Source organism: Streptomyces sp. NPDC101132, from assembly GCF_044759225.1.
Classification (GTDB): domain Bacteria; phylum Actinomycetota; class Actinomycetes; order Streptomycetales; family Streptomycetaceae; genus Streptomyces.
On the sequence record NZ_JBIVYX010000013.1, the window covers coordinates 199,202 to 220,023 of the forward strand.

Below are 20,822 nucleotides of genomic sequence, written 5' to 3' on the forward strand. Positions count from 1 at the left end.
GGAACCGGCCGCCGCGAGCCGGCGGGGGCCCGGCGGCTCCGCCGCCCACCGCGGCGCGCCCGCCTTCAGCGCAGCCGCCGCAGGTAGGGGTCGTAGGGACGGCTGGGGACGAGCCGCATCCGGACGTCGACGACGTCGATGCCGTCGGGCCGGGCGATGACGGGATTGAGGTCCGCCTCCGCGAGCTGTGGCAGGTCGCCCGCGAGCCGGGACAGCCTTGCCAGCAGCTGGCCCAGGCTCTCCAGGTCGACCGGTTCCGCGCCGCGGTGGCCCGCGAGCAGGGGGGCGCACCGGGGCGCCTGCAGGAGGTCGTGGACGTCCTGGCAGGTCAGTGGGGCGAGCCGGGCGGCGTGGTCGGCCAGGACCTCGGTGGCCGTGCCGCCGAGTCCGAACATCACGAGGGGGCCGAAGACCGCGTCCTGCACGACGCCCGCGAAGAGCTCCACCCCGCTGCGTGCCATGGGCTGGACCAGGACGCCCGCGAGCTTTCCGCGGAAACGCTCGGCCATGTCCCGGTAGGCCGCCGCCACCTCGGCGTCGCCTTCCAGGCTCAGCCGGACGGCATGCTCCTCGGTCTTGTGGACCAGGCCGGGCCAGTAGGCCTTGAGGACCACCCCGCCTCCGCTGCCGCGCAGCCCGCGGGCTGCGGTGACCGCCTCGGGGCCGTTCACCGCCCACGCCGACGGGGTCTGCGGGATCCCGTAGCAGTCGAGGAGGCCGGCGCAGGTCTCGGGGTCCGACCAGCCGCCTTCCGCGTGGTCCGCGAGGTAGCCGGCGACCAGGTCCTGCGCACGTCCGGTGTCGATGCCGTCGGGACCGGTCGGTCCGTCGGTGGGCCGGGCGAGCCATTCGGTGCGGTCGGCGGCGTGCGCGAGCGCCCTGACCGCGGAGAGCGGGTCGGCGTAGGAGGGCACGACGAGGTCCCGGCCCGGCAGGTGGCGCACGGACTCGGCCTGGCCCGGCTGTACGACGGCCACCGGGCAGCCGTGCTCCTCGGCAGCACGGACGACGGAGCGCGTGAGGTCGGCGCCGGTGGCGGTGGCGACGGCCGTGGGGACGAGGGAGACGACGAGCGCGTCGACCTCGCCGCTGCGTGCCAGCGCGGTCAGGCAGTCACGGAGCCGGTCCTCGGGTACGGCGGCCGTGGTGTCGACCGGATTGGTGGCGGCCGCGCCCTCGGGAAGGGCGGCCAGGAGGCCTCCGGTGAGCTCCGCCGACAGGGTGGGCACGTCCAGGCCCGATTCGACCGCGGCGTCCGCCGCGAGGACGCCCGTGCCTCCGGCGTTGGACACCACGGCGATCCGGCGCCCGGCCGGGAGCGGCTGGGCGTGCAGGAACGCGGCGGTTTCGAGGAGTTCGGCGATGCTCCGCGTGGACGTGACCCCGGCCTGTCGGAAGAGCGCCTGTCGGGTCACGGTGGGTGTCGCCGCGGCCGCCGTGTGCGAGGCGGCGGCCCGGCGGCCGGCCTCCGTGCGCCCGGCGTCGACCGTCAGGACCGGGATGCGGCGGGTCACCCGGCGCGCGGTGCGGGAGAAGGCGCGGGCGTTGCCGAACGACTCCAGATGGAGCAGCGCGAGGTCGGTCCGGCCGTCCGTCTCCCACCACTGCAGCATGTCGTTGCCGCTGACGTCGTACTTGTCCCCCAGCGAGACGAAGCTGGAGACCCCGATGCCCAGCTGGGACAGCCCGGCCAGCAGCGCGATGCCCACGCCCCCGGACTGTACGGCGACCCCGGCGGTGCCGGGCCGGCTCGGCTCGGCGGCGAAGGTGGCGTCCAGCCGTACGTCGTCCTCGGTGTTGGCCAGCCCCAGGCAGTTCGGGCCGACCAGGCGCATCCCGTACCGGCGGCACGCCGCCAGCAGTGCGCGCCCGTCCTCGCGCCCCAGACCGGCCGAAACCACCAGGAGGGCGCGCACCCCCTTGCCGCCGCACTCCTGCGCGACGGACGGAACCGCCGCGGCCGGCACGGCCAGCACGGCGAGATCGGGTGCCTGCGGCAGGTCCGACACGGAACGGTAGGTGTTCACGCCCAGGATCTCCGACGCCACGGGGTGCACGGCGTACAGGCGTCCACCGAAGCCGCCGCGGCCCAGGTTGCGCAGGATCGCGCGTCCCACGGACCCCGGCCGCCGGCCGGGGCCGACCACCGCGACCGTCCGGGGCCGGAGCAGCGGGCCGAGGCTCGCGACGTCGGCCGTGCGGCCGCGGGCCTCGACGGCGGCCAGGTACGTCTCATCGGCCTCCAGCCGGACCAGGCAGTGCACTTCCGGGCCGTCGAAGCTCCGCGTGACCTCGAGTCCGAGGTCGCTGAACACCCTGAGCACCGCGGTGTTCTCCGACAGCGCGTCGGCGGAGAAGGCCTTGACGCCCTCGCTCCGGGCGCGGGAAGCGGCGTGCTCCAGCAGCACGGTGCCGACGCCGCGGTGGTGCCAGCGGTCCGCGACCGCCAGCGCCAGGTCCGCGTGCTCCGTGCCGGGCACCCGCTCGTACTCGACCAGCCCGACGGCCTCCCCGCCGGCCTCGGCGAGCAGCGCCCCGCGTCCCGGGGCGGCCGGGCGGCTGACCCGCTCCGCCGACTGCGCCCCCGAGCGGCGGCTCGCCGTGAAGAACCGCAGGCGCAGGTTCTGGGGCGACATGCCCTGGTAGAACGCGGCCACCTCGTCCCGGTCCGCCGGCCGGACGGAGCGGACGGACACCGTCGTCCCGTCCGCGAGGAGGACGTGGACGGGCTGGACCGCCTCGGTCGTTCGTGGCATGACCGGCCTCCTGTCGGTGCGGAGGACACGCATCCGTGGCGGCGTCCGCGGACGCCCGGGACGGTGCGGTCGAGGTGCTCCGAGCTCAGCGTCCGGGTGCCCGGCCCGGCTCCGGGTGGGGGCGGACGCCGGGGCCGCGGGGTCGGGAATCCCGGGTCGACGGCCTTCCCCCTCTCCACTATCGGGGCCGGGCCGGGCCGGCGCGCGGCGCGGTGGCGAGGTGGCGGCAGCGCCCCCCGGCCGTGGTGGGCCTCCCCCGCGTCCGGCCGGATCGCGCGTCCAGCGGCGTACGAGCAGCACGGAGGTCCCCGCCCCCGGCCGAGGAGGTCGCCGCGATGGAGCCGCAGTCGACCGCCGGGGGCCGTGCCCCCCGCCGGTGCCCGGCCGGCACACGGCCGTCTCCCACCAGCGCGCGCGTATCGCCCACAACCCGCCATGCGTGCCCGCCCTGCCGACCCGGTCGCGCCGCTCTCCCTGCGAGGGCACGCTGGGAGTACCAACGTGAGGCGTACGAGGAGCGGGGTCATGACCACTCCGACCGAGTACCGACCGGTACGGGTCTCCGGGTTCCTGGACGAACCCCTGTCGCGCTGGCTGTGGCTGGTGAAGTGGGTTCTGGTGGTCCCCCACGTCGTCGTGCTGGTCTTCCTGTGGATCGGGTTCTTCTTCGTGAGCGTGATCGCGTTCTTCGCGGTCCTCTTCACGGAGCGCTACCCACGAGCCCTGTTCGACTTCAACGTCGGTGTGATGCGATGGAGCTGGCGGGTGTCGTACTACTCCTACGGCGTGCTGGGAACCGACCGCTACCCGCCGTTCAGCCTCGGCGAGGAGCCCTCCTACCCGACCACGCTGCACATCGCGTACCCCGAGCGGCTCTCGCGGGGACTGGTCCTGGTGAAGTGGTGGCTGCTGGTCGTCCCGCAGTACCTCGTGGTCGCCTTCTTCGCCGGCGGCTGGCACGCGGGCTGGTTCGACACCGGTCTCATCGGCCTGCTGGTGCTGTTCGCCGCGGTCGCCCTGCTGTTCACCGGGCGCTATCACCGCGACCTGTTCGACCTGGTCATGGGCCTGAACCGGTGGGCCCTGCGGGTCGCCGCGTACGCGGCCCTGATGACGGACGAGTACCCGCCCTTCCGCCTCGACCTCGGCGGCACCGACCCGGGCGACCGCGTCGTGTGACCCCCTCGGCCGGCCCGCCGGGCCCGGTGGGCGGGGCCGGCCGGCCCCTGCCGGGGCCACAGGACCCCCGCGGACCTCGAAGGCGGCAGCGGTGCCGGCCAGGGAACTCGTGTCGAGCCCGGCGGTCACCGTGCACCCGGGGGCGACCCTCGCGGAGGCGGCGCGGAGCATGGCCCGCAAGCAGGTCAAGCGGCTGCCCGTGGTGAACGACATCGGCCTGCTGGAGGGCGTGGTCGGCCGCAGCGACCTGCTGACGGTGTTCCTGCGCACCGACGCGGAGCTGCGGAGGAGATCCGTGGACCGGTGCTGGAAGAGCTCGTCCCCGGCGTGCCCGTGGAGGTGGACCTGCAGGACGGCGCGGTCACCCCGCGCGGGCCGCTGCGGGGCCACGCACTGGTGCCCCTGCCGGCACGGGCGGTCGGCGCGCGCCGGGTCATGACCCGCCGCCCGGCACCGGTGTGCGGGGTATCAGCAGGACGGGGCAGTGGGCGTGGTGCAGGAGGGTGTGCGTGGCCCGGCCGAGCGTGGTGCCGATGAAGCCCCGGTCACGGCGCCCGCCCATGACGAGCAGGTCGGCGTGCCGGGTGGCCTCGACGAGCACGGCTCCGACGGAAAGGCTCTTCTCGGCGCCGGCGTCGACCCTCAGCGCGGGGAACTCCTCACGGATCCGGTCCGCGACCGCGGTCAGGTGCCGCGCGTGCTCCCGGGCGACCTCGTCCACGGTGTCGAGCTGGCCGACCACGAGCCCCACGGACTCCAGCAGGCTCCAGACGTGCAGCAGCCGCAGGGAGGCCTTGCGCAGCTCGGCCTCGCGGGCCGCGTAGCGGGCGCAGGCCAGGTCGTGCTCGTCGCGGACGGCGCTGAGGACCACACCCGTCTCGGCTCCGTGACCGTTGCCCCGGACCACGACGAGGGGCGTCTCGGCACCCGCGGCGGTCCGCAGGCCCGTGGAGCCGAGCATGAGGGCGTTGAAGCCTCCCAGGCCCCGGCTGCCGACCACGATCGTGCCGTCCGGCCCCGCTGCGGCCAGCAGGCCGGCGACGGCGTCGCCGTGGCCGCACTCCGTCGTCACGGCCAGGTCCGGGTGCTCGGCCGTGACCGCCCGGGCGGTGTCCTCCAGGAGGGCGCCGCCGGCCGCGCGCACCTCGTCGAGGGTCTCGGCCGGCAGGTAGACGGCTTTGCTGTCGGTGTCGGCCGCGTACAGGATGTGCAGGGGACGGCCCCGGCGCGCGGCCTCGTCCGCCGCCCACAGGGCGGCGGCGCGCGCCGACTTCGAACCGTCGACGCCCACGATGACCGGGCTGGTGTCCGGGGTCCGGATGGTGCCTTCCACGAGTTCCTCCCAACCGAGAGCTGCGGGTGACGGCTCTCACGCTGCGCCTTTGGCCCGTCCCGGCGAGAGGGCCGCCCGGGTCCCGGTGCGGGACTGAAGGTCCCCGTCCGCGCGGTGTGGGGCCGGGTGGCACGGGTGGGTGGCCCGGCCGGGCACGCGACGGGCCCGTTCGGCCCTCCCCTGCCTCGGTCACCGGGTGGACGGTGGAGATCTGGCCACGCGTCCGGGGAGACAGGGCGCGCCGACGGCGGGAGGTCCCCATGCGGCACGTGAAGGTCGCGGAGCTGATGACCGGAGAGGTGGTGTCCGTCGTTCCGGCCACCCCCTTCAAGGACATCGCCAAGCTCCTGGTGCAGCACGACATCACGGGCGTTCCCGTGCTCGACGAGGAGGACCGGGTCCTCGGCGTCGTCTCGCAGACCGACCTCCTGGCACAGGTGGATCCGCCGCACGGCGCCGAGGCGGACACCGCCGGGCTCCGGCAGTTGCCGGGCGGCCCGGGCCCCCGGGCCCCGGTCCCGTCCCGCCGGACGGCGGGTGAGGTGATGTCCGCTCCGGCGGTCACGGTGCACGCCGACGTGCCGGCCGCCGACGCGGCACGGCTGATGGCCCGCCGGGGAGTCGAGCGGCTGCCCGTGGTGGACGTCGAGGACCGGATCGTGGGCATCGTCACGCGCCGCGACCTGCTCCGCATGTTCCTGCGGCCGGACGCGGAGATCCGGCACCGGATCCAGCACGACGTCCTCTCGGGCGTCCTGGGCGTGCCCGCGGACGCGGTCGAGGTACACGTCGTCGACGGCATCGTCACGCTGTCCGGCCGCCTGGACCGCACGAGCCAGCTCCCCGTCCTGCAGAACCTGGTCGAACGCCTCGACGGAGTCGTCGCCGTGGCCTCCCGCGTCACCGCCCGCGACGACGCCACAGCTCCTCCCGAAGCCCCTCGCCACGCGATGCCGTGGTGAGCCCTGACAGGACACCCCATGACCGCTCGTCTCCTCCTCGACCCCCTCACCGTCGTCCGGCTCGTCGACGACGCCGTCACCGCCCCGTCGATGCACAACGCCCAGCCCTGGCACTTCGTCCTGCGCAGGGGCACCGCCACCATCGAGCTGCACGGCGACCCCGGCCGCGCCATGGCCCACGCCGACCCCGACCACCGCGCCCTCCACCTCGGCTGCGGCGCCGCCCTGTTCGGCCTGCGTGTCTCGGCGGCCCATCGCGGACTCCGGGCGCAGGTCCTGCCCCTCCCCGACCCCGCCGACCCGTGGTGGTTCGCCACCGTGGGTTTCAGCGCGTCCCCCGAAGCCGGTCCGGATCCGGCAGGTCTCCATCCCGCCCTCCGCCGCCGCCACAGCAGCCGTTCCCCCTTCGGTGACGAACCCGTGCCGGCTCCCGTCCTGGCGGGGCTGGCCGCCGCCGCCCGGAGGGAGGGCTGCCGGCTCACGATCCCCGAGCCGTGGCACGTCCGGACGGTCCTGGAGCTCGCCCGCGACGCCGAGCACCGCGAGGAGACGGACCCGGTCGCGCGCGCCGAGACGGCCGCCTGGGCGCACGCCGGGCCCGGCACGGGGGGCCGCAACGACGGCGTCCCCGTGACCGCGTTCGGCCCGCGCGCCACCGCCGGCAACGCCGCCGTGCGCGATTTCGGGCGCATCCGCACCGTACGCGGGCGGTCCCGGGCGACCTTCGAGAAGGACCCGCAACTCGCCCTCCTGACCACGGACGGCGACGGACCCGCCGCCTGGCTGCGCGCCGGCCAGGCCCTGCACCGTGTCCTGCTCCGGGCCACCACCGACGGACTGGCCACCTCCATGACCTCCCACCCCCTGGAGTGGCCGCAGCTGCGCTGGGCCGCCCGCGACCCCCTCGCGTGCGCGGGACACGTCCAGATGGTCCTCCGCCTCGGTTACGGGCCCCCCGGCACCCCCACACCACGCCGCCCGGCCGCCGAAGTCCTCGAAGTGCGCTGAGGCCCGACAGCGGACGCCGAGGCATCCGGCAGCACCTCACCGGCGGCGTCGGCGGTCAGTCATCGCCGGCCCCCGGTCCGGGGCGGAGCCGCCCCGTCCAACGTGGCTCGACCTGCTCCCACTCCTGCTCCCACGCCCGCAGCGACTGCGCCTGCACCCGGCGCAGGCGCAGGTGAACAACTCCCCCCGCGCACAGGGCGGTCAGCGCGCAGACGCCTGCGCCGACCCCGACCGCGGTCAGGACGATGTCCCTGGCCGTGGCAGGTGCGCGGGCCGCCTCCCCGCGGTCGTCGACCCACAGGGGGACACGGTCGCGGGCCCGCGTGCGGGGCGCCACGGGAACGGTTCCGGTGTGCTCGACATCGGCGGGGTACCGCCAGACGGCCTGCGCCGTCGTGGCGCGGCCACCGGAACGGGCCGCCACGGCCGGGGTCGGTGCCGCGGTCACCGTGGCCGTCACCCGGTGGCGGTGGGCGGCCTGTGCCTGCGCGGTACGGGTGTCCGCGGTCCTCACCGCCAGGGCGGCGAGGACGCCGACGGCCACGGCGAGGACGCAGGCCAGTGCGAAGGCGGCGTGCCAGCGGGCGCGGGTGCGGTCGGCGGCCCGGCGCAGCGGATTGCCCTCCGCACGGAGCTTCCGGTGGGTCATGGCGGGCCTTCGTGCTGCTCCCTGCGCCGCTCCTCAGGCGGCGGTGAGTTCCCGGCTGATGTGGTGGGCCCAGGTCTGGATCCGCTCGGGGTTGCGGAAGTCGCCGCCCTTGCCGTGGCGGACCATCGCCTTGGCGATGAAACCGGGGGTGCTGTCGGTGATGCTGCCGCCGAAGGTCATGTGCTCGCGCGCACCGAGCCGTTCCATCTGCCGTGCCACGGCCTTGACCGGCGGGATCTCGTGCTGCTCGGCGGAGCTGTCGACCGGCCCGCTGCTGAAGAGCCAGACGGGGCGGTGCCTGAGGTACTGCTCGTTGCGTTCGGCGCAGCGCTTCGCCTTGCCGCTCCAGTGACCGGCGTACAGTGCCCCGCCGAGCACGACGGCGTCGAAGCTCCGCACGTCGGCCACGTCGTCGGCGGGCAGGACGACCGCGTCGAGGCCGTCCTCGCGGAGGGTCTTGCCGATCTCCTCGGCGATCCCCGCCGTCGCGCCGTGCTTGGTTCCGTAGGCGACCAGGACGCGCTTGGTGTTCATGACTCTCCCTCCGTGGCATCGGCACCGCCGTGTACGACGGGGATGCACCGGCTGCTCCGGGCGGACGGCGCCGCCCCGGATGGGTTCCGGTTCCACTGTCGCGCGTCGGCGGTCAACGGCGCTTGGGGCCTGCGGACCCCCACAGGGGACCATTCGGCCCTCCCCCCACGCCCGGCCGCAGTCGCTGCTCGGGGGGGGGTGCCCCTATGTCTTTGGTCAAGTCATGTGGGCGCCTGCGGAGGTCTCCCGGCGGGAGTGGCGGGTGTCCGTCCGTGGCTCTGTCGCTCTTGGTCCGTTCGTAGATCCAGCTGAGGGAACCGGGGCACGGCTGGAAGCGTGCTGAGGTGCGATAATAGGCGCCGCACCAGGCAAACAGGCTTGTCAGCCGCAGGGGGAATGAGTGGAGCGGATCACTGAGGAGCAGGTCACACAGCTGGTCCGTTTCGTGTTGGGGCGCATCCCCGACACGTCCCTGCTTCAAGGCGAAGCCAGACGCGCGGCCATAGCTCTGCGTCTGGCCGCAGACAAGCAGATCATGGCGGTGCGCTTCCATCGATCCGCTCAACTTGAGCAGGCGGCAAAGACCGAGTTGCATGCAACCGCCTCGTGGAACCTTCTGGTCGCCTTCGCTCAGGTCTGGCGCGACCACCCGGAGTTTCCCGCCGGCGCTGCCATAGAGACGTTCGAGTTTGACTGCGATTCGCCCCTCTGACCGATCTCAAGTCACTGCGGCGGACCGGGACTCATAGAAGGTTCCGTCGCGGAGCGTCGCGAAGAGGACATCGGCTCGTCGTCGGGCGAGGCAGAGCAAGGCCTGAGTGTGGTGTTTGCCCTGGGCGATCTTCTTGTCGTAATAGGAGCGGGATGCCGGATCGCCCAGGGCCGCGAACGCGGAGAGGAAGAAAGTCCGTTTGAGCTGCTTGTTCCCTCTCCTGGAAGGCTGTTCGCCGCGGATTGAAGACCCCGAACTTCGGGTCGCCGGGGCGAGGCCGGCGTAGGCGGCGAGGTGGCCAGCAGTCGGGAAGGTGCTGCCGTCGCCGACCTCGATCAGGATCCTGGCTCCGGTCCTGACGCCGACTCCCGGCATCGACCTCAGGACCTGCGAAAGAGGGTGGGCTTCCAGGAGTTCCTCGATCCGCCCAGCCAGCAGCTTGCGCTGGTCAAGGACGGCTGTCAGCGACCCGGCCAGGCTCGGGACGATCAGCGCGGCCGCCTCGGTCCCCGGAACGGTGACGGTCTGCTCGTCCAAGGCGGTGAAGATGTCCTCGACCAGTCGCTCGGCCATCCGCGGTGCCTTCGGCCGTAGCAGCGTGACCAGGCGGCGCCTGCCGGCCTTGCGGATCTGGGCCGGTGAACCCAACCGCTCCAGCAAGGCCAGCACCGCCGGGTGCTGCAACCGTGGCCCCAGCACCCGCTCCAGCGAGGGATGGATTTGCGTCAGCAGGCCGTGGAGCCGGTTCGCGACCCTGGTGGCCTCGCTGGCCAGGTCGTCGTCGAACCCGACGATCATCTCCAACTCGGCGATGGTCTCGTCCTCGCCGTCGATCGCCCGCAGCGTGTGGGGCATCGCCCGGGCGGCGTCCGCGATGATGAACGCGTCCTTCGCGTCGGTCTTGGCCTCGCCGGGGTAGAGGTCGGCGATCCGCCGCATCGTCAGGCCGGGCAGGTAGGCGACTGGGCAGCCCATGTCCCGGGCCACGGCCAGCGGCAGGGCGCCGATCGAGGCCGGCTGGTCGACCACGACCAGCACTGTTCCGTGCTTGGCCTTCAGCTTGGCGAAGAGCTCGCGGAGCTTGGGTTCGGTGTTGGGTAACCGCTTGTCGAAGGCTTTCTTGCCAGCCGGGGTGACGGCGGTGGCGTGGTGTTCGCCTTTGCCGACGTCCAGGCCGAGGAAGACGTCGATGTCGCCGGTGTCGATCACGTGCAGACCCCTCCGCTCACGCTTTCGTCCGGCCTTGCCTCGGCACCGAGCTGCCACATCCACGTTACGGAGAGCTCTTCCGGTCTTGGGTGAAGCCGGTGCTCAAGCCCCTCATCAGCGGTCCGTCGATGCCTCCGGGACCGGAGACACCACCCCCCGGATCATCAACAACAAGGGGGGGAAGTCATGCCGGACCCGAAGGCCGGAGGCCCCATTGCGGAGCCACGAAAAAGGTAACGGGGAGACCGGGAGGCACCCATGTACGCCGTCGCCGACGTGATGACGAAGAAGATCGTGGCGGTCACGCGCACCGCCGGGTTCAAGGAGATCGCCGCCGCTGGTGCGGTGGAAGGTCACCGCGGTCCCGGTGGTCGAGGGCGAGGGCCATGTGGTCGGCGTGGGCTCGGAGGCCGACCTGCTGCCTGATGGCGGAGCACCGCGTCAAGCGCCTCCCCGTCGTCGATGCCGACGGCACCCTCGTGGGCATCGTCAGCCGGGCCGACCTCCTGGAGGTGTTCCTGCGCTCCGACGACGACCTGGTCTCCGAGATCCGCCGCGAGGTCGTCGACCGCCTGTTCCCCCTGTCACGCAAGGCCGTCAAGGTCACCGTCACCCAGGGCGTGGCCACCCTGACGGGCGAGGTCCGGGACGAGCACCTGATCCCGCTCGCCGAACGTACGGCCCGCGCCGTCGAGGGCGTCGTCGACGTCCGGTGCCGGCTCCGGGCGTCCGCGCCCGACTGAGGCCGCCGTACCGGCCGCGGTGCCCCGTGCCCGGGCGTCAGCGGCGGACGCGGGGCATGCCCAGGCCGATCCACGAGATGATCTCGCGCTGGATCTCGTTGTTGCCGCCGCCGAAGGTGAAGATGACGGCGGAGCGGTAGCCGCGTTCGAGTTCGCCGTGCAGGACGGCGCCGGCCGAGCCGTCCTTGAGGGGGCCGGCCGCGGCCACCACCTCCATCAGCCAGGCGTACGCGTCGCGCCGGGCCTCGGAGCCGTAGACCTTGACGGCCGAGGCGTCCTGGGGGGTGAGGGTGCCGTCCTGGACGGCGTTGACCATCTGCCAGTTGAGCAGCTTCATCGCGTCGAGGCGGGCGTGGGTGCGGGCCAGGCGGCCGCGGACCCAGCCGAGGTCGATGACGCGGCGGCCGTCGGCGAGTTTGGTCGCGGAGGCCCAGCGCTGTACGTCGTGCAGGGCGCGGATGGCCATGGTGCCGTGGGCGGCGAGGGTGACCCGCTCGTGGTTGAGCTGGTTGGTGATCAAGCGCCAGCCCTTGTTCTCCTGGCCGACCCGGCGCGAGGCGGGGACGCGGATGTCCTCGTAGTAGCTGGCGGTGGTGTCGTGCGAGGCCAGGGTGTTGATGAGGGTGCAGCTGTAGCCGGGGTCGCTGGTGGGGACCAGCAGCATGGTGATGCCCTTGTGCGCGGGGGCGTCCGGGTCGGTGCGCACGGCGAGCCAGACCCAGTCGGCGGTGTCGCCGTTGGTGGTCCAGATCTTCTGGCCGTTGACCACGTACGTGCCGGTCTCCTCGTCACCCTCCCGTACGGCCTTGCACCTGAGGGCCGCGAGGTCGGTGCCGGCGTCGGGCTCGCTGTAGCCGATGGCGAAGTCGATCTCGCCGGACAGGATGCGCGGCAGGAAGTGGGCCTTCTGCTCCTCGGTGCCGAACTGCATGATCGTGGGACCGACGGTGTTGAGGGCCATGAGCGGCAGCGGCACCACGGCCTGGGCGGCCTCGTCGAAGAAGATGAACTGGTCCATCGGGGACATGCCGCGGCCGCCGTACTCCTTCGGCCAGCCGACCCCGAGCCAGCCGTCGGTGCCCAGGCGGCGGATGGTCTCGCGGTAGAAGCGCTTCTGGGCGGCCGGGTCCTCGTAGCGGGCGTAGACGTCCTCGGGGACCAGCTCGGCGAAGTAGGCGCGCAGTTCGGCGCGCAGCCGCTGCTGCTCAGGCGTGTATTCGAGGTGCACGGCCCCTCCAGGAGTCTCCCGTGGCGAACTGTTCCGTCCACTGCGCGGCGCACAGACTAGAACCTGTTCCAGGATTCCGGAAGGGCCGTGACGTGCCGTCAGATCCGGGCGCCGGCGGGCACTCCGGCCCGGAGGGCGGCGATCAGGGCGGCGGCGGTGCGGACCATGGCGGCCCGGCCCTCGGACAGGTACGCGCGGCTGTCCACCGCGCTGGGGTGGGCGGTGAGGTACGTGCGGATGGCGTCGGTCATGGCGAGATTGAGGGCGGTGCCGATGTTGACCTTGCTGATGCCGCCGGCGACGGCGGCGGCGAGTTCGGCGTCGGGCAGGCCGGAGGAGCCGTGCAGGACCAGCGGCACGCTCAGGGCGGCGGAGAGCCTGGCCAGCAGGTCGTGGTCCAGGGCCGCGGTGCGGGTGGTCATGGCGTGGCTGGAGCCGACCGCGACGGCGAGGGCGTCCACGCCGGAGGCCTCGACGAACGCGCGGGCCTCGTCGGGGTCGGTACGGGCACCGGGGGCGTGCGGGTCGAGCGGGGCGGCGCCGTTCTTGCCACCCACCTCGCCCAGTTCCGCCTCGATCCAGAGGCCGTTGGCGTGGGCCCAGTCGGCGGCGGCGCGGGTGGCGGCCAGGTTCTCCGCGTACGGCAGGTGCGCCGCGTCGTACATGACGGAACCGAATCCGGCGTCGGCGGCCTGGCGCAGCAGCTCGGGGCTCTTCACGTGGTCGAGGTGGAGGCCGACGGGCACGGTGGCGGCCGCAGCGGCCGCAGCGGCGGCGCGGGCCAGCGGGAGCACCCGGCCGTGCCGGTACTTGACGGCGTTCTCGCTGATCTGGAGGACCACGGGCGAGCCGGCGGCCTCCGCGCCGGCGACCACGGCCTCGGCGTGCTCCAGGGTGATGATGTTGAAGGCGGCGACGGCACCGCCGGTCGCGGCCGCCTCCGCGACCAGGTCACCGGTGTTGACCAGGGCCATCAGTGCTCATCCTCCAGGACGACGGAGCGGGTGAGGTGGCGCGGCCGGTCCGGGTCGAGGCCCCGGGCGGCGGCGACGGCGAGCGCGAGGCGCTGCGCGACGACCAGGCCGGCGAGCGGGTCGAGCGTGACGTTCACCCAGCGGGCGCCGGTGGCGCGCACCTGCTCCTCCAGCCCGTACGGCGCCTGGCCGAGCATCACGGTGGCGCCGCCGGAGGTGGTGACGCTGATCGGGCCGTGCCGGTACTCCATGGCCGGGTAGGCCTCGGCCCAGGAGAGGGAGGCCTCGCGCATCTTGAGCGCCGCCTCCTCGGCGAGGCCGGTGGTCCAGCCGCGGCCGAGGAAGGTGAACTGGCCGCAGGCGGCGAGGCCGGGCGGGAGGGGCTCGGCGAGGGCGGTGCGGGCGTCCTCGACCAGCCATTCGGGGTTCAGGCCCAGGTGGGCGCGGAGCAGGGTGAGGGCGGTGGTGGCGAAGCGGGTCTGGACGACCGAGGACTCGTCGGCGAAGTCGAGTACGACGAGGTCGTCGGCCAGGTCGACGACGGGGGTGCCGGCGTCGCCGATCACCGCGGTGGTGCGGGTGGTGCCCCGCAGCCGGGCGAGGAGGTCCAGCACCTCTGTGGTGGTGCCGGAGCGGGTCAGCGCGACCACCCGGTCGTAGCGGCGGCCGACCGGGAACTCGGAGGCGGGGAAGGCGTCCGTCTCCCCCAGCCCGGCCCGCTCGCGCAGCACGGCGGCGGCCTTGGCCATGTAGTAGGAGGTGCCGCAGCCGGTGATCGCGACGCGCTCGCCGGGGGCCGGGAGGCGGTCGCGGTGGCCGGGTGCGAGGTCGGCGGCGCGCTGCCAGCACTCGGGCTGGGTGGCCAGTTCACGGGCGGCGTGGCTGGTGGTCGCGGCGTGGCCGGGGGCGGCCCGGCCCGGGCCGGGGGCGGCCCGGCCCGGGCCGGCGACGCTCGCGCCGGCCGCCGACCGGCGGGCGCCCTTGGTTTCCGTACTGCTGGTTCCTGCGCTCACGTCTGCGCTCATTCCTGACGGACTCCTTCGAGATGCTCGTTCTTGCAAGTTAGCGCGTGGTTTCGAGCAACTTCAAGCATCTGGCCGCGTGATTGTCGGGATAGGGTGCAGGCGGTACGGCCGGACGCCGTCCCAAGACTCGTCCCCCGAGAGGTTGGGAGCCGCCTCCATGTCCCGCGACGCGCGCTGGAAGACACTGCTGGACCTGCTCGTGGAGCGGGGGCGCCTCGACGTGGAGGCCGCCGCGGAGGCCCTCGGGGTGTCCGCGGCCACGATCCGGCGGGACTTCGACCAGCTCGCGGAGCAGCAGCTGCTGGTCCGCACCCGCGGCGGTGCGGTGCTCCACGGGGTCTCGTACGAACTCCCCCTGCGCTACCGCGGCTCGCGCCGGGCCGCCGAGAAGCAGCGGATCAGCGCGGCGGTGGCGGAGCTGGTCGCGCCCGGCGAGGTGGTGGGCCTGACGGGCGGTACGACGACCACCGAGGTGGCCCGCGCGCTGGCCGCCCGGCCGGAGCTGGCCGAGGGCTCACCCGCGCTGACGGTGGTGACCAACGCCCTCAACATCGCCGCCGAGCTGGCCATCCGCCCCCAGTTCAAGATCGTGGTGACCGGCGGGGTGGCCCGCCCCCAGACGTACGAGCTGATCGGCCCGCTCGCGGACGGCGTCCTGGGCCAGATCACCCTGGACACCGCGCTGGTCGGCGTCGACGCCTTCGACCCCGAGCACGGCACCGCCGCGCACGACCAGGACGAGGCGGCGATCAACCGGCTCCTGTGCGAGCGCGCCCGGCGGGTCGTGGTGGTGACGGACTCCAGCAAGCTCGGCCGGCGGGCCTTCGCCGCCATGTGCCCCACGGAGCGGGTGGACGTGCTGGTCACGGACGCGGCCGTGCCGGCGGAGACGGCCGAGCGGTTCCGCGAGGCGGGCGTCGAGGTGATCGCCGTCTGACCGGCGAACCGCCGGACCGGCGAGCCCCCGGACCCGCGACCCCTCGGACCGGCCGGCCCGGCTGCCCCGGCCGGAATGAGGCGTACCACCCCGCGAGCGGTGTGATGCGCGCCACCACCCGGCCGGTTCGGGTCCGGACGTACACGACCATGAGCGGATGGACGCTCACTTCCTCGCGATCGACGACCTGGCCGAAGTCCCTCCCGTGGCGGTCGTGGTCGACGTCATGCGCGCCTTCACGGTGGCCGCCTGGGCCTTCGCCCGAGGGGCGGAGAAGATCGTTCTTGCCGAGTCGCTCGACGAGGCCCTGGAACTGAAGGCCCGCCACCCGTCCTGGGTGGCCCTCAAGGACGGTCCGCCCTCGGCCGGATTCGACCACGTCAACTCGCCGGGACTGCTGCGGGCCGCCGACCTCGGCGGACGCACGGTCGTGCAGAAGACCACCGCAGGCACGGTCGGCGCCCTCGCGGTGAAGGAGGCGTCGCTGGTGCTGTGCGCCTCGTTCGCGGTGGCGGAGGCGACGGCCCGGCTGCTGCGGTCACGCGGGGGCGACAGCATCACGTTCGTGGTCACCGGCGAGGACGGGCGCGCCGAGGAGGACCTGGCGTGCGCCCAGTACATCGCCCGGCGGGCCACCGGGGCCCGGACGGAAGCCGCCCCGTTCCTCCGCCGCGCCCGTACGTCGCGCGCCGCCGCCGAGCTGGCGGAGGGCGTGCGCCGGGGCGTCCATCCCGACGACGTCGCGCTGTGCCTGGAGCTGGACCGGTTCCCGTTCGCCATGGTGGCGTCCCCGGAGGACTCGCTGATGGTGCTGCGCCCGCACCCCGCGCCCGCGCCGGCCCCCGAGACGTCGGTCTGACCGCTCCGGCGCGTCACGGTCCCGGACGTGCCGAGGGCCCCGGAACCGGTTCCGGGGCCCTTCGCGTCCCAGAACACGGTTCTGCGGCACGGACGCGGCCGGTCCGTCTGAACCCCCGTACGAGACGGCGCCGGATGTCACCTCGCGTCCTCCTAGAGGATGGATCAAGCCCCCGACCAGGAACAACGCCAAAAGCTGCAACAATCGGTCACTCTGGATTACCGATAGGAGACACGGTGCTGGAGCGCCACGAGATGGACGCATTCCTCGTGCTGTCCGAGGAGCTGCACTTCGGCCGCGCCGCCGACCGGCTCCGGGTCTCGCGCGCCCACATCAGCCAGACCATCAAGAAGCTGGAGCGGCGGATCGGCGCCCCGCTCTTCCTCCGCACCAGCCGCACCGTCGCCCTCACCCCGCTCGGCCGGCAGCTCCTGGACGACCTCGCCCCGCACCACCGGGCGATCCTGGAGGCGGTGCGCCGGGCCATCGCCACCGCGCACGGGACCACCGGGACCCTCCGCGTCGGTTTCGTCGGCGCCCTCTGGGGCCAGATCTTCGTCTGCGCCGCCGACCACTTCCGCACCACGCACCCCGACTGCGAGGTCCGGCTGTCCGACGTGCCCTTCGGCGTGGCGCAGGACCCGGTGCGCGAGGGGGAGCTGGACCTGATCAACGCGAGCTTCCCGGTCCGTGAGGACGACGTGGTCACCAGCGAGCCGCTGGTGCGCGAGCCCCGACTGCTGGCCGTGTCCGCGCGGCACCCGCTCGCCGCGCAGCCGGAGGTGACCCACGCCGAGATGGCCCGGGTCACGATGCTGAGCACGCCGACGATGCCGGACTACTGGGCCCGCGAGCGCACCCTCCGGGAGGAGGCCGACGAGGAGCCGCCGCCCCCGCCCGGGCCGCAGATCGCGTCGCTCCAGGAGGGGCTGGCACTGATCGCGGCCGGCAAGGGGGCCTTCCCGGTGGGCGCCCAGGTGACCCGCTTCTACCAGCGTTCGGACATCGCGTACGTGCCGATCGTGGACGCCCCGCCGCTGGAGTGGGGGCTGGTCTGGCGGGCGGGTGCCGAGACGCCGCTGCTGCGCGCCTTCATGGGGGCGGTGGAGTACGTGGTCGAGCGGTACGAGCGCTCCGGCGGCGCGGCGGCCGACGGCGGCCCGGCCGCGCCCCAGTCGATGGCGTGAGGCCGGGCGGCCCGGAACGGGCGTGCCGGCCGGCGCCCGGGGAACGGAGCCGGCGGCCGGGCGGCCGTTCCCGGAACGGCCCGGGCCCCGCGCCTCAGCGCGACGTGGACAGGTTCCCGGCCTCCCGGCGCAGCGCGTCCAGCACCGGGCGCAGCAGCGGGTGGGCCTCGGCGCCGCGCCGGGTGGCCGCGAACACGCGGCGGGTGGCCGCGGGGCCGGTGACGGGGCGCACCACGGTGTCCTTGAGCTCCATCCCGCGCAGGGCAGACCGGGGTACGAGCGCGACGCCGGCGCCCGCGCCCGCGAGGGCGACCACGGCCCGGAAGTCGTCGGAGGAGTGGGCCAGCCGGGGCTGGAAGCCGGCCTGTTCGCAGGCGGTCACCATCACGTCGTGGCAGGGGTTGCCCGGGTAGGGGCTGATCCAGTCGCTGTCGGCCAGCTCGGCGAGGGCGACGGCCGGGTGGATGCTCAGCGGGTGCGAGGCCGGCAGGACGGCGTCGAACGGCTCGGCGTACAGCGGTACGAGGGACAGCCGGCCGTCGTCGGGGGCCGGGCCGCCCCGGTACTCCACGGCCAGGGCCAGGTCGGCCTCGCCGTCGAGCAGCAGCGGGAGGCTCTGGTCGCCCTCGGCGTCGCGGACCCGGACGCGTATGCCGGGGAACTCGTGGGCGAGCCGGGCGATGGCGGGGGCCAGCACCTCGGCGATGCCGGTGGCGAAGGCGGCGACGGTGACCTCGCCGGCCGCGCCGCCGGCGTAGGCGGCGAGTTCGGCCTCGGCGCGCTCCAGCTGGGCCTGCACCGCGTGGGCGTGGGCCAGGAGGATCTCGCCGGCCGCGGTCAGGCGTACGCCGCGCCCGCTGCGGGAGAGCAGGGCGTGGCCGGTCTCCTGTTCCAGCGCGGCGAGCTGCTGGGAGACGGCGGACGGGGTCAGGTAGAGCGCGGCTGCCGCAGCGGTCACCGTGCGGTGGTCCGCCACGGCGCGCAGGATGCGCAGCCGCCGTGGGTCGATCACTCCGCCATTGTGACAGGCGGGGCGCGGGGGTCCGTACCCCCGCGCCCCGCCTGCGGTTCCGGAGGGACACGCCGGCCCGGTCGGGCCGGCGGTGTCCGGCGGGCGCGGCCCGGGGGTCTCCCGGGCCGGGCCCGTGATCAGCCCTGGAGGGCGGCGCGGGCGTCGGTGAAGGCGGCGACGGCGCGCTCGACGTCCTCGGTCGAGTGGGCCGCGGACAGCTGCACGCGGATGCGGGCCTGGCCCATCGGCACCACGGGGTACGAGAAGCCGATGACGTACACGCCGCGCTCCAGGAGGAGCTCCGCCATACGGGCGGCCTCGGCGGCGTCGCCGATCATCACCGGGGCGATGGCGTGGTCGCCGGGCAGGATCTCGAAGCCGGCCTCGGTCATCCTGGTGCGGAACAGCTTGGTGTTGTCCGCCAGCCGCTCGCGCAGGTCGCCGGCGGACTCCAGCAGGTCCAGGACCTTGAGGGAGGCGGCGGCGATGACCGGGGCGAGGGAGTTGGAGAACAGGTACGGGCGCGAGCGCTGGCGCAGCAGCTCGACGATCTCGGCGCGGGCGGCGACGTAGCCGCCGGAGGCACCGCCGAGGGCCTTGCCGAGGGTGCCGGTGATGATGTCGACCCGGTCCATCACGCCGTGCAGTTCGGGGGTGCCGCGGCCGCCGGCGCCGACGAAGCCCACCGCGTGGGAGTCGTCGACCATGACCATGGCGTCGTAGCGGTCGGCCAGGTCGCAGATCTCGGTGAGCGGCGCGACGTAGCCGTCCATGGAGAAGACGCCGTCGGTGACGATCAGCTTGCGGCGCGCGCCGCCCTCGGTGGCGGCCTTGAGCTGGGCCTCCAGGTCGGCCATGTCGCGGTTGGCGTAGCGGAAGCGGCGGGCCTTGGAGAGGCGGATGCCGTCGATGATCGACGCGTGGTTGAGGGCGTCGGAGATCACCGCGTCCTCGGCGCCGAGGAGCGTCTCGAAGACGCCGCCGTTGGCGTCGAAGCAGGAGGAGTAGAGGATCGTGTCCTCCTGGCCGAGAAAGCCGGACAGACGGGCCTCCAGCTCCTTGTGGACCTCCTGGGTGCCGCAGATGAAGCGGACGGACGCCATGCCGTAGCCCCAGCGGTCCAGGGCGTCCTTGGCGGCGGCGACGACCTCGGGGTGGTCGGCGAGGCCGAGGTAGTTGTTGGCGCAGAAGTTCAGCACCTCGCCGGGCGCCCCGCCGGCGGTGACGGCGACGGAGGCGCTCTGCGGGGTGCCGATGACGCGCTCGGGCTTGTGCAGGCCGGCGTCGCGGATCTCGTCGAGGGTGCTGCGGAGGTCGGCGCGTACGGACTCGAACATGCGGCTCTGGGCTCCTTGTGCGGCGGAGTGCGGCTGGCTGGTGACGGCGGGGGCCGGGTCCCGCGGGAGGGGGAGGGTCGGGCGGGACCCGGCCGGGGAGGGTGGTCCGGGGAGGTCCGGACCGCTTACGCGGTCCAGTCCAGGATGATCTTGCCGCTGCGGGCCGTCGCGGCCTCGTCGAAGGCGGCTTCGAAGTCCTGGTAGGCGTACTTGCCGGTGATCACGGGAGTGAGGTCGAGGCCGCCCTCCAGGAGGACGGTCATCGCGTACCAGGTCTCGAACATCTCGCGCCCGTAGATGCCCTTGATGGTGATCATCGAGGTGACGACCTTCGCCCAGTCGACCGGGAACTCCTGCGCCGGCAGGCCCAGCATGGCGATGCGGCCGCCGTGGGTCATGTTGTCGATCATGTCGCGCATGGCCTCGCCCCGGCCGGACATCTCCAGGCCGATGTCGAAGCCCTCGCGCAGGCCCAGCTGCCGCTGCGCGTCGGCGATGGAGGACTCGGCCACGTTCACGGCGAGGGTGGCGCCGGCCTTGCGGGCCAGTTCCAGCCGTTCGGGGCTGACGTCGGTGATGACCACGTTGCGGGCACCGGCGTGCTTGGCGACGGCCGCGGCCATGATGCCGATCGGGCCCGCGCCGGTGATCAGCACGTCCTCGCCGACGAGCGGGAAGGACAGCGCGGTGTGCACGGCGTTGCCGAAGGGGTCGAAGATCGCGGCCACGTCGAGGTCGACCCGGGTGCGGTGCACCCACACGTTGGAGGCCGGCAGGGCGACGTACTCGGCGAAGGCGCCGTCACGGCCCACGCCCAGGCCGATGGTCGAGCGGCACAGGTGGCGGCGGCCGGCCAGGCAGTTGCGGCACTTGCCGCACACGAGGTGGCCCTCACCGCTCACGAGGTCGCCGACGGCGATGTCCCGCACGTCCCGGCCGGTCGCGGCGACCTCGCCGACGAACTCGTGGCCCAGCACGAGCGGCGTCCGCACGGCGCCCTGCGCCCAGCCGTCCCAGCTGCGGATGTGCAGGTCGGTGCCGCAGATGCCGGTGCGCAGCACCTTGATGAGCACGTCGCCGGGGCCGTACTCCGGCTCGGGCACGTCCATGAGCCAGAGTCCGGGTTCGGCCTGGTGCTTGACGAGTGCCTTCATGGGTGCGGCTCCATGCATGCGTGC

Annotated in this window: 20 protein-coding genes; 9 read left to right on the plus strand and 11 right to left on the minus strand. The window is 73.9% G+C overall.

Going from position 1 to position 20,822, the window contains the following annotated elements; all coding sequences use genetic code 11:
- Positions 1 to 65: 65 nt before the first annotated feature.
- On the minus strand, positions 66 to 2,756 hold the full coding sequence (locus ACIQUR_RS27595) for a GNAT family N-acetyltransferase (RefSeq protein ID WP_403669588.1): 2,691 nt from the start codon (positions 2,754 to 2,756) through the stop codon (positions 66 to 68).
- A gap of 525 nt (positions 2,757 to 3,281) precedes the next feature.
- Between ACIQUR_RS27595 and ACIQUR_RS27600 the strand changes: the two genes are divergently transcribed.
- A complete protein-coding gene (locus ACIQUR_RS27600; protein WP_403669591.1) occupies positions 3,282 to 3,935 on the plus strand; it encodes a DUF4389 domain-containing protein in 654 nt (217 codons plus the stop codon).
- 109 nt (positions 3,936 to 4,044) lie between these two features.
- Positions 4,045 to 4,374, plus strand: a complete 330-nt coding sequence (locus ACIQUR_RS27605) for a CBS domain-containing protein (RefSeq protein WP_403669594.1) — start codon at positions 4,045 to 4,047, stop codon at positions 4,372 to 4,374.
- On the opposite strand, the gene ACIQUR_RS27610 is transcribed toward ACIQUR_RS27605, so the two are convergent.
- Entirely contained in the window at positions 4,369 to 5,268 is a 900-nt protein-coding gene (locus tag ACIQUR_RS27610) for a universal stress protein (RefSeq protein ID WP_403669596.1), read from the minus strand. The genes ACIQUR_RS27605 and ACIQUR_RS27610 overlap by 6 nt on opposite strands.
- Positions 5,269 to 5,528: 260 nt before the next feature.
- Here ACIQUR_RS27610 and ACIQUR_RS27615 point away from each other — a divergent pair, with 260 nt between their 5' ends.
- Positions 5,529 to 6,230: a CBS domain-containing protein gene (locus tag ACIQUR_RS27615; RefSeq protein ID WP_403669599.1), complete on the plus strand. Its 702-nt coding sequence runs from the start codon at positions 5,529 to 5,531 to the stop codon at positions 6,228 to 6,230.
- An 18-nt stretch (positions 6,231 to 6,248) separates the two neighbouring features.
- Complete coding sequence (locus tag ACIQUR_RS27620; RefSeq protein ID WP_403669602.1) at positions 6,249 to 7,238, plus strand: Acg family FMN-binding oxidoreductase; 990 nt, start codon at positions 6,249 to 6,251, stop codon at positions 7,236 to 7,238.
- A 55-nt stretch (positions 7,239 to 7,293) separates the two neighbouring features.
- Here ACIQUR_RS27620 and ACIQUR_RS27625 read toward each other — a convergent pair whose 3' ends face one another.
- A complete protein-coding gene (locus tag ACIQUR_RS27625) occupies positions 7,294 to 7,887 on the minus strand; it encodes a hypothetical protein (RefSeq protein ID WP_403669604.1) in 594 nt (197 codons plus the stop codon).
- A gap of 33 nt (positions 7,888 to 7,920) precedes the next feature.
- Entirely contained in the window at positions 7,921 to 8,421 is a 501-nt protein-coding gene (locus ACIQUR_RS27630) for a flavodoxin domain-containing protein (RefSeq protein WP_403669607.1), read from the minus strand.
- Positions 8,422 to 8,821: 400 nt separating this feature from the next.
- Here ACIQUR_RS27630 and ACIQUR_RS27635 point away from each other — a divergent pair, with 400 nt between their 5' ends.
- Positions 8,822 to 9,133 carry a hypothetical protein gene (locus tag ACIQUR_RS27635; RefSeq protein ID WP_403669610.1) on the plus strand — a complete coding sequence of 104 codons (312 nt, stop codon included), beginning with the start codon at positions 8,822 to 8,824 and terminating at the stop codon, positions 9,131 to 9,133.
- 6 nt (positions 9,134 to 9,139) lie between these two features.
- Here ACIQUR_RS27635 and ACIQUR_RS27640 read toward each other — a convergent pair whose 3' ends face one another.
- Positions 9,140 to 10,342 carry an IS110 family transposase gene (locus ACIQUR_RS27640; protein WP_403669613.1) on the minus strand — a complete coding sequence of 401 codons (1,203 nt, stop codon included), beginning with the start codon at positions 10,340 to 10,342 and terminating at the stop codon, positions 9,140 to 9,142.
- 425 nt (positions 10,343 to 10,767) lie between these two features.
- On the opposite strand from ACIQUR_RS27640, the gene ACIQUR_RS27645 reads away from it, so the two are divergent.
- Positions 10,768 to 11,085 carry a BON domain-containing protein gene (locus tag ACIQUR_RS27645; protein WP_403669615.1) on the plus strand — a complete coding sequence of 106 codons (318 nt, stop codon included), beginning with the start codon at positions 10,768 to 10,770 and terminating at the stop codon, positions 11,083 to 11,085.
- 37 nt (positions 11,086 to 11,122) lie between these two features.
- Here ACIQUR_RS27645 and ACIQUR_RS27650 read toward each other — a convergent pair whose 3' ends face one another.
- From ACIQUR_RS27650 to ACIQUR_RS27660, 3 genes are all read right to left on the minus strand, one after another.
- Positions 11,123 to 12,313, minus strand: a complete 1,191-nt coding sequence (locus ACIQUR_RS27650; protein WP_403669617.1) for an acyl-CoA dehydrogenase family protein — start codon at positions 12,311 to 12,313, stop codon at positions 11,123 to 11,125.
- Between the two features lie 98 nt (positions 12,314 to 12,411).
- On the minus strand, positions 12,412 to 13,287 hold the full coding sequence (locus ACIQUR_RS27655) for a ketose-bisphosphate aldolase (protein ID WP_403669619.1): 876 nt from the start codon (positions 13,285 to 13,287) through the stop codon (positions 12,412 to 12,414).
- A complete protein-coding gene (locus ACIQUR_RS27660; protein ID WP_403669622.1) occupies positions 13,287 to 14,312 on the minus strand; it encodes an SIS domain-containing protein in 1,026 nt (341 codons plus the stop codon). The genes ACIQUR_RS27655 and ACIQUR_RS27660 overlap by 1 nt, the downstream gene beginning before the upstream one ends.
- A 157-nt stretch (positions 14,313 to 14,469) precedes the next feature.
- Here ACIQUR_RS27660 and ACIQUR_RS27665 point away from each other — a divergent pair, with 157 nt between their 5' ends.
- From ACIQUR_RS27665 to ACIQUR_RS27675, 3 genes are all read left to right on the plus strand, one after another.
- Positions 14,470 to 15,249: a DeoR/GlpR family DNA-binding transcription regulator gene (locus tag ACIQUR_RS27665; protein ID WP_403669624.1), complete on the plus strand. Its 780-nt coding sequence runs from the start codon at positions 14,470 to 14,472 to the stop codon at positions 15,247 to 15,249.
- A gap of 157 nt (positions 15,250 to 15,406) precedes the next feature.
- Positions 15,407 to 16,108 (plus strand): 2-phosphosulfolactate phosphatase, encoded by a 702-nt coding sequence (locus ACIQUR_RS27670; protein WP_403669627.1) that lies wholly within the window; start codon positions 15,407 to 15,409, stop codon positions 16,106 to 16,108.
- Positions 16,109 to 16,344: 236 nt separating this feature from the next.
- On the plus strand, positions 16,345 to 17,295 hold the full coding sequence (locus tag ACIQUR_RS27675) for a LysR family transcriptional regulator (protein ID WP_403669630.1): 951 nt from the start codon (positions 16,345 to 16,347) through the stop codon (positions 17,293 to 17,295).
- Between the two features lie 94 nt (positions 17,296 to 17,389).
- On the opposite strand, the gene ACIQUR_RS27680 is transcribed toward ACIQUR_RS27675, so the two are convergent.
- From ACIQUR_RS27680 to tdh, 3 genes are all read right to left on the minus strand, one after another.
- A complete protein-coding gene (locus ACIQUR_RS27680) occupies positions 17,390 to 18,307 on the minus strand; it encodes a LysR substrate-binding domain-containing protein (RefSeq protein ID WP_403669633.1) in 918 nt (305 codons plus the stop codon).
- 137 nt (positions 18,308 to 18,444) lie between these two features.
- Positions 18,445 to 19,644 (minus strand): glycine C-acetyltransferase, encoded by a 1,200-nt coding sequence (locus ACIQUR_RS27685; protein ID WP_403669636.1) that lies wholly within the window; start codon positions 19,642 to 19,644, stop codon positions 18,445 to 18,447.
- 125 nt (positions 19,645 to 19,769) lie between these two features.
- Positions 19,770 to 20,798, minus strand: a complete 1,029-nt coding sequence (gene tdh, locus ACIQUR_RS27690) for an L-threonine 3-dehydrogenase (protein ID WP_403669639.1) — start codon at positions 20,796 to 20,798, stop codon at positions 19,770 to 19,772.
- Between the last annotated feature and the right edge of the window lie 24 nt (positions 20,799 to 20,822).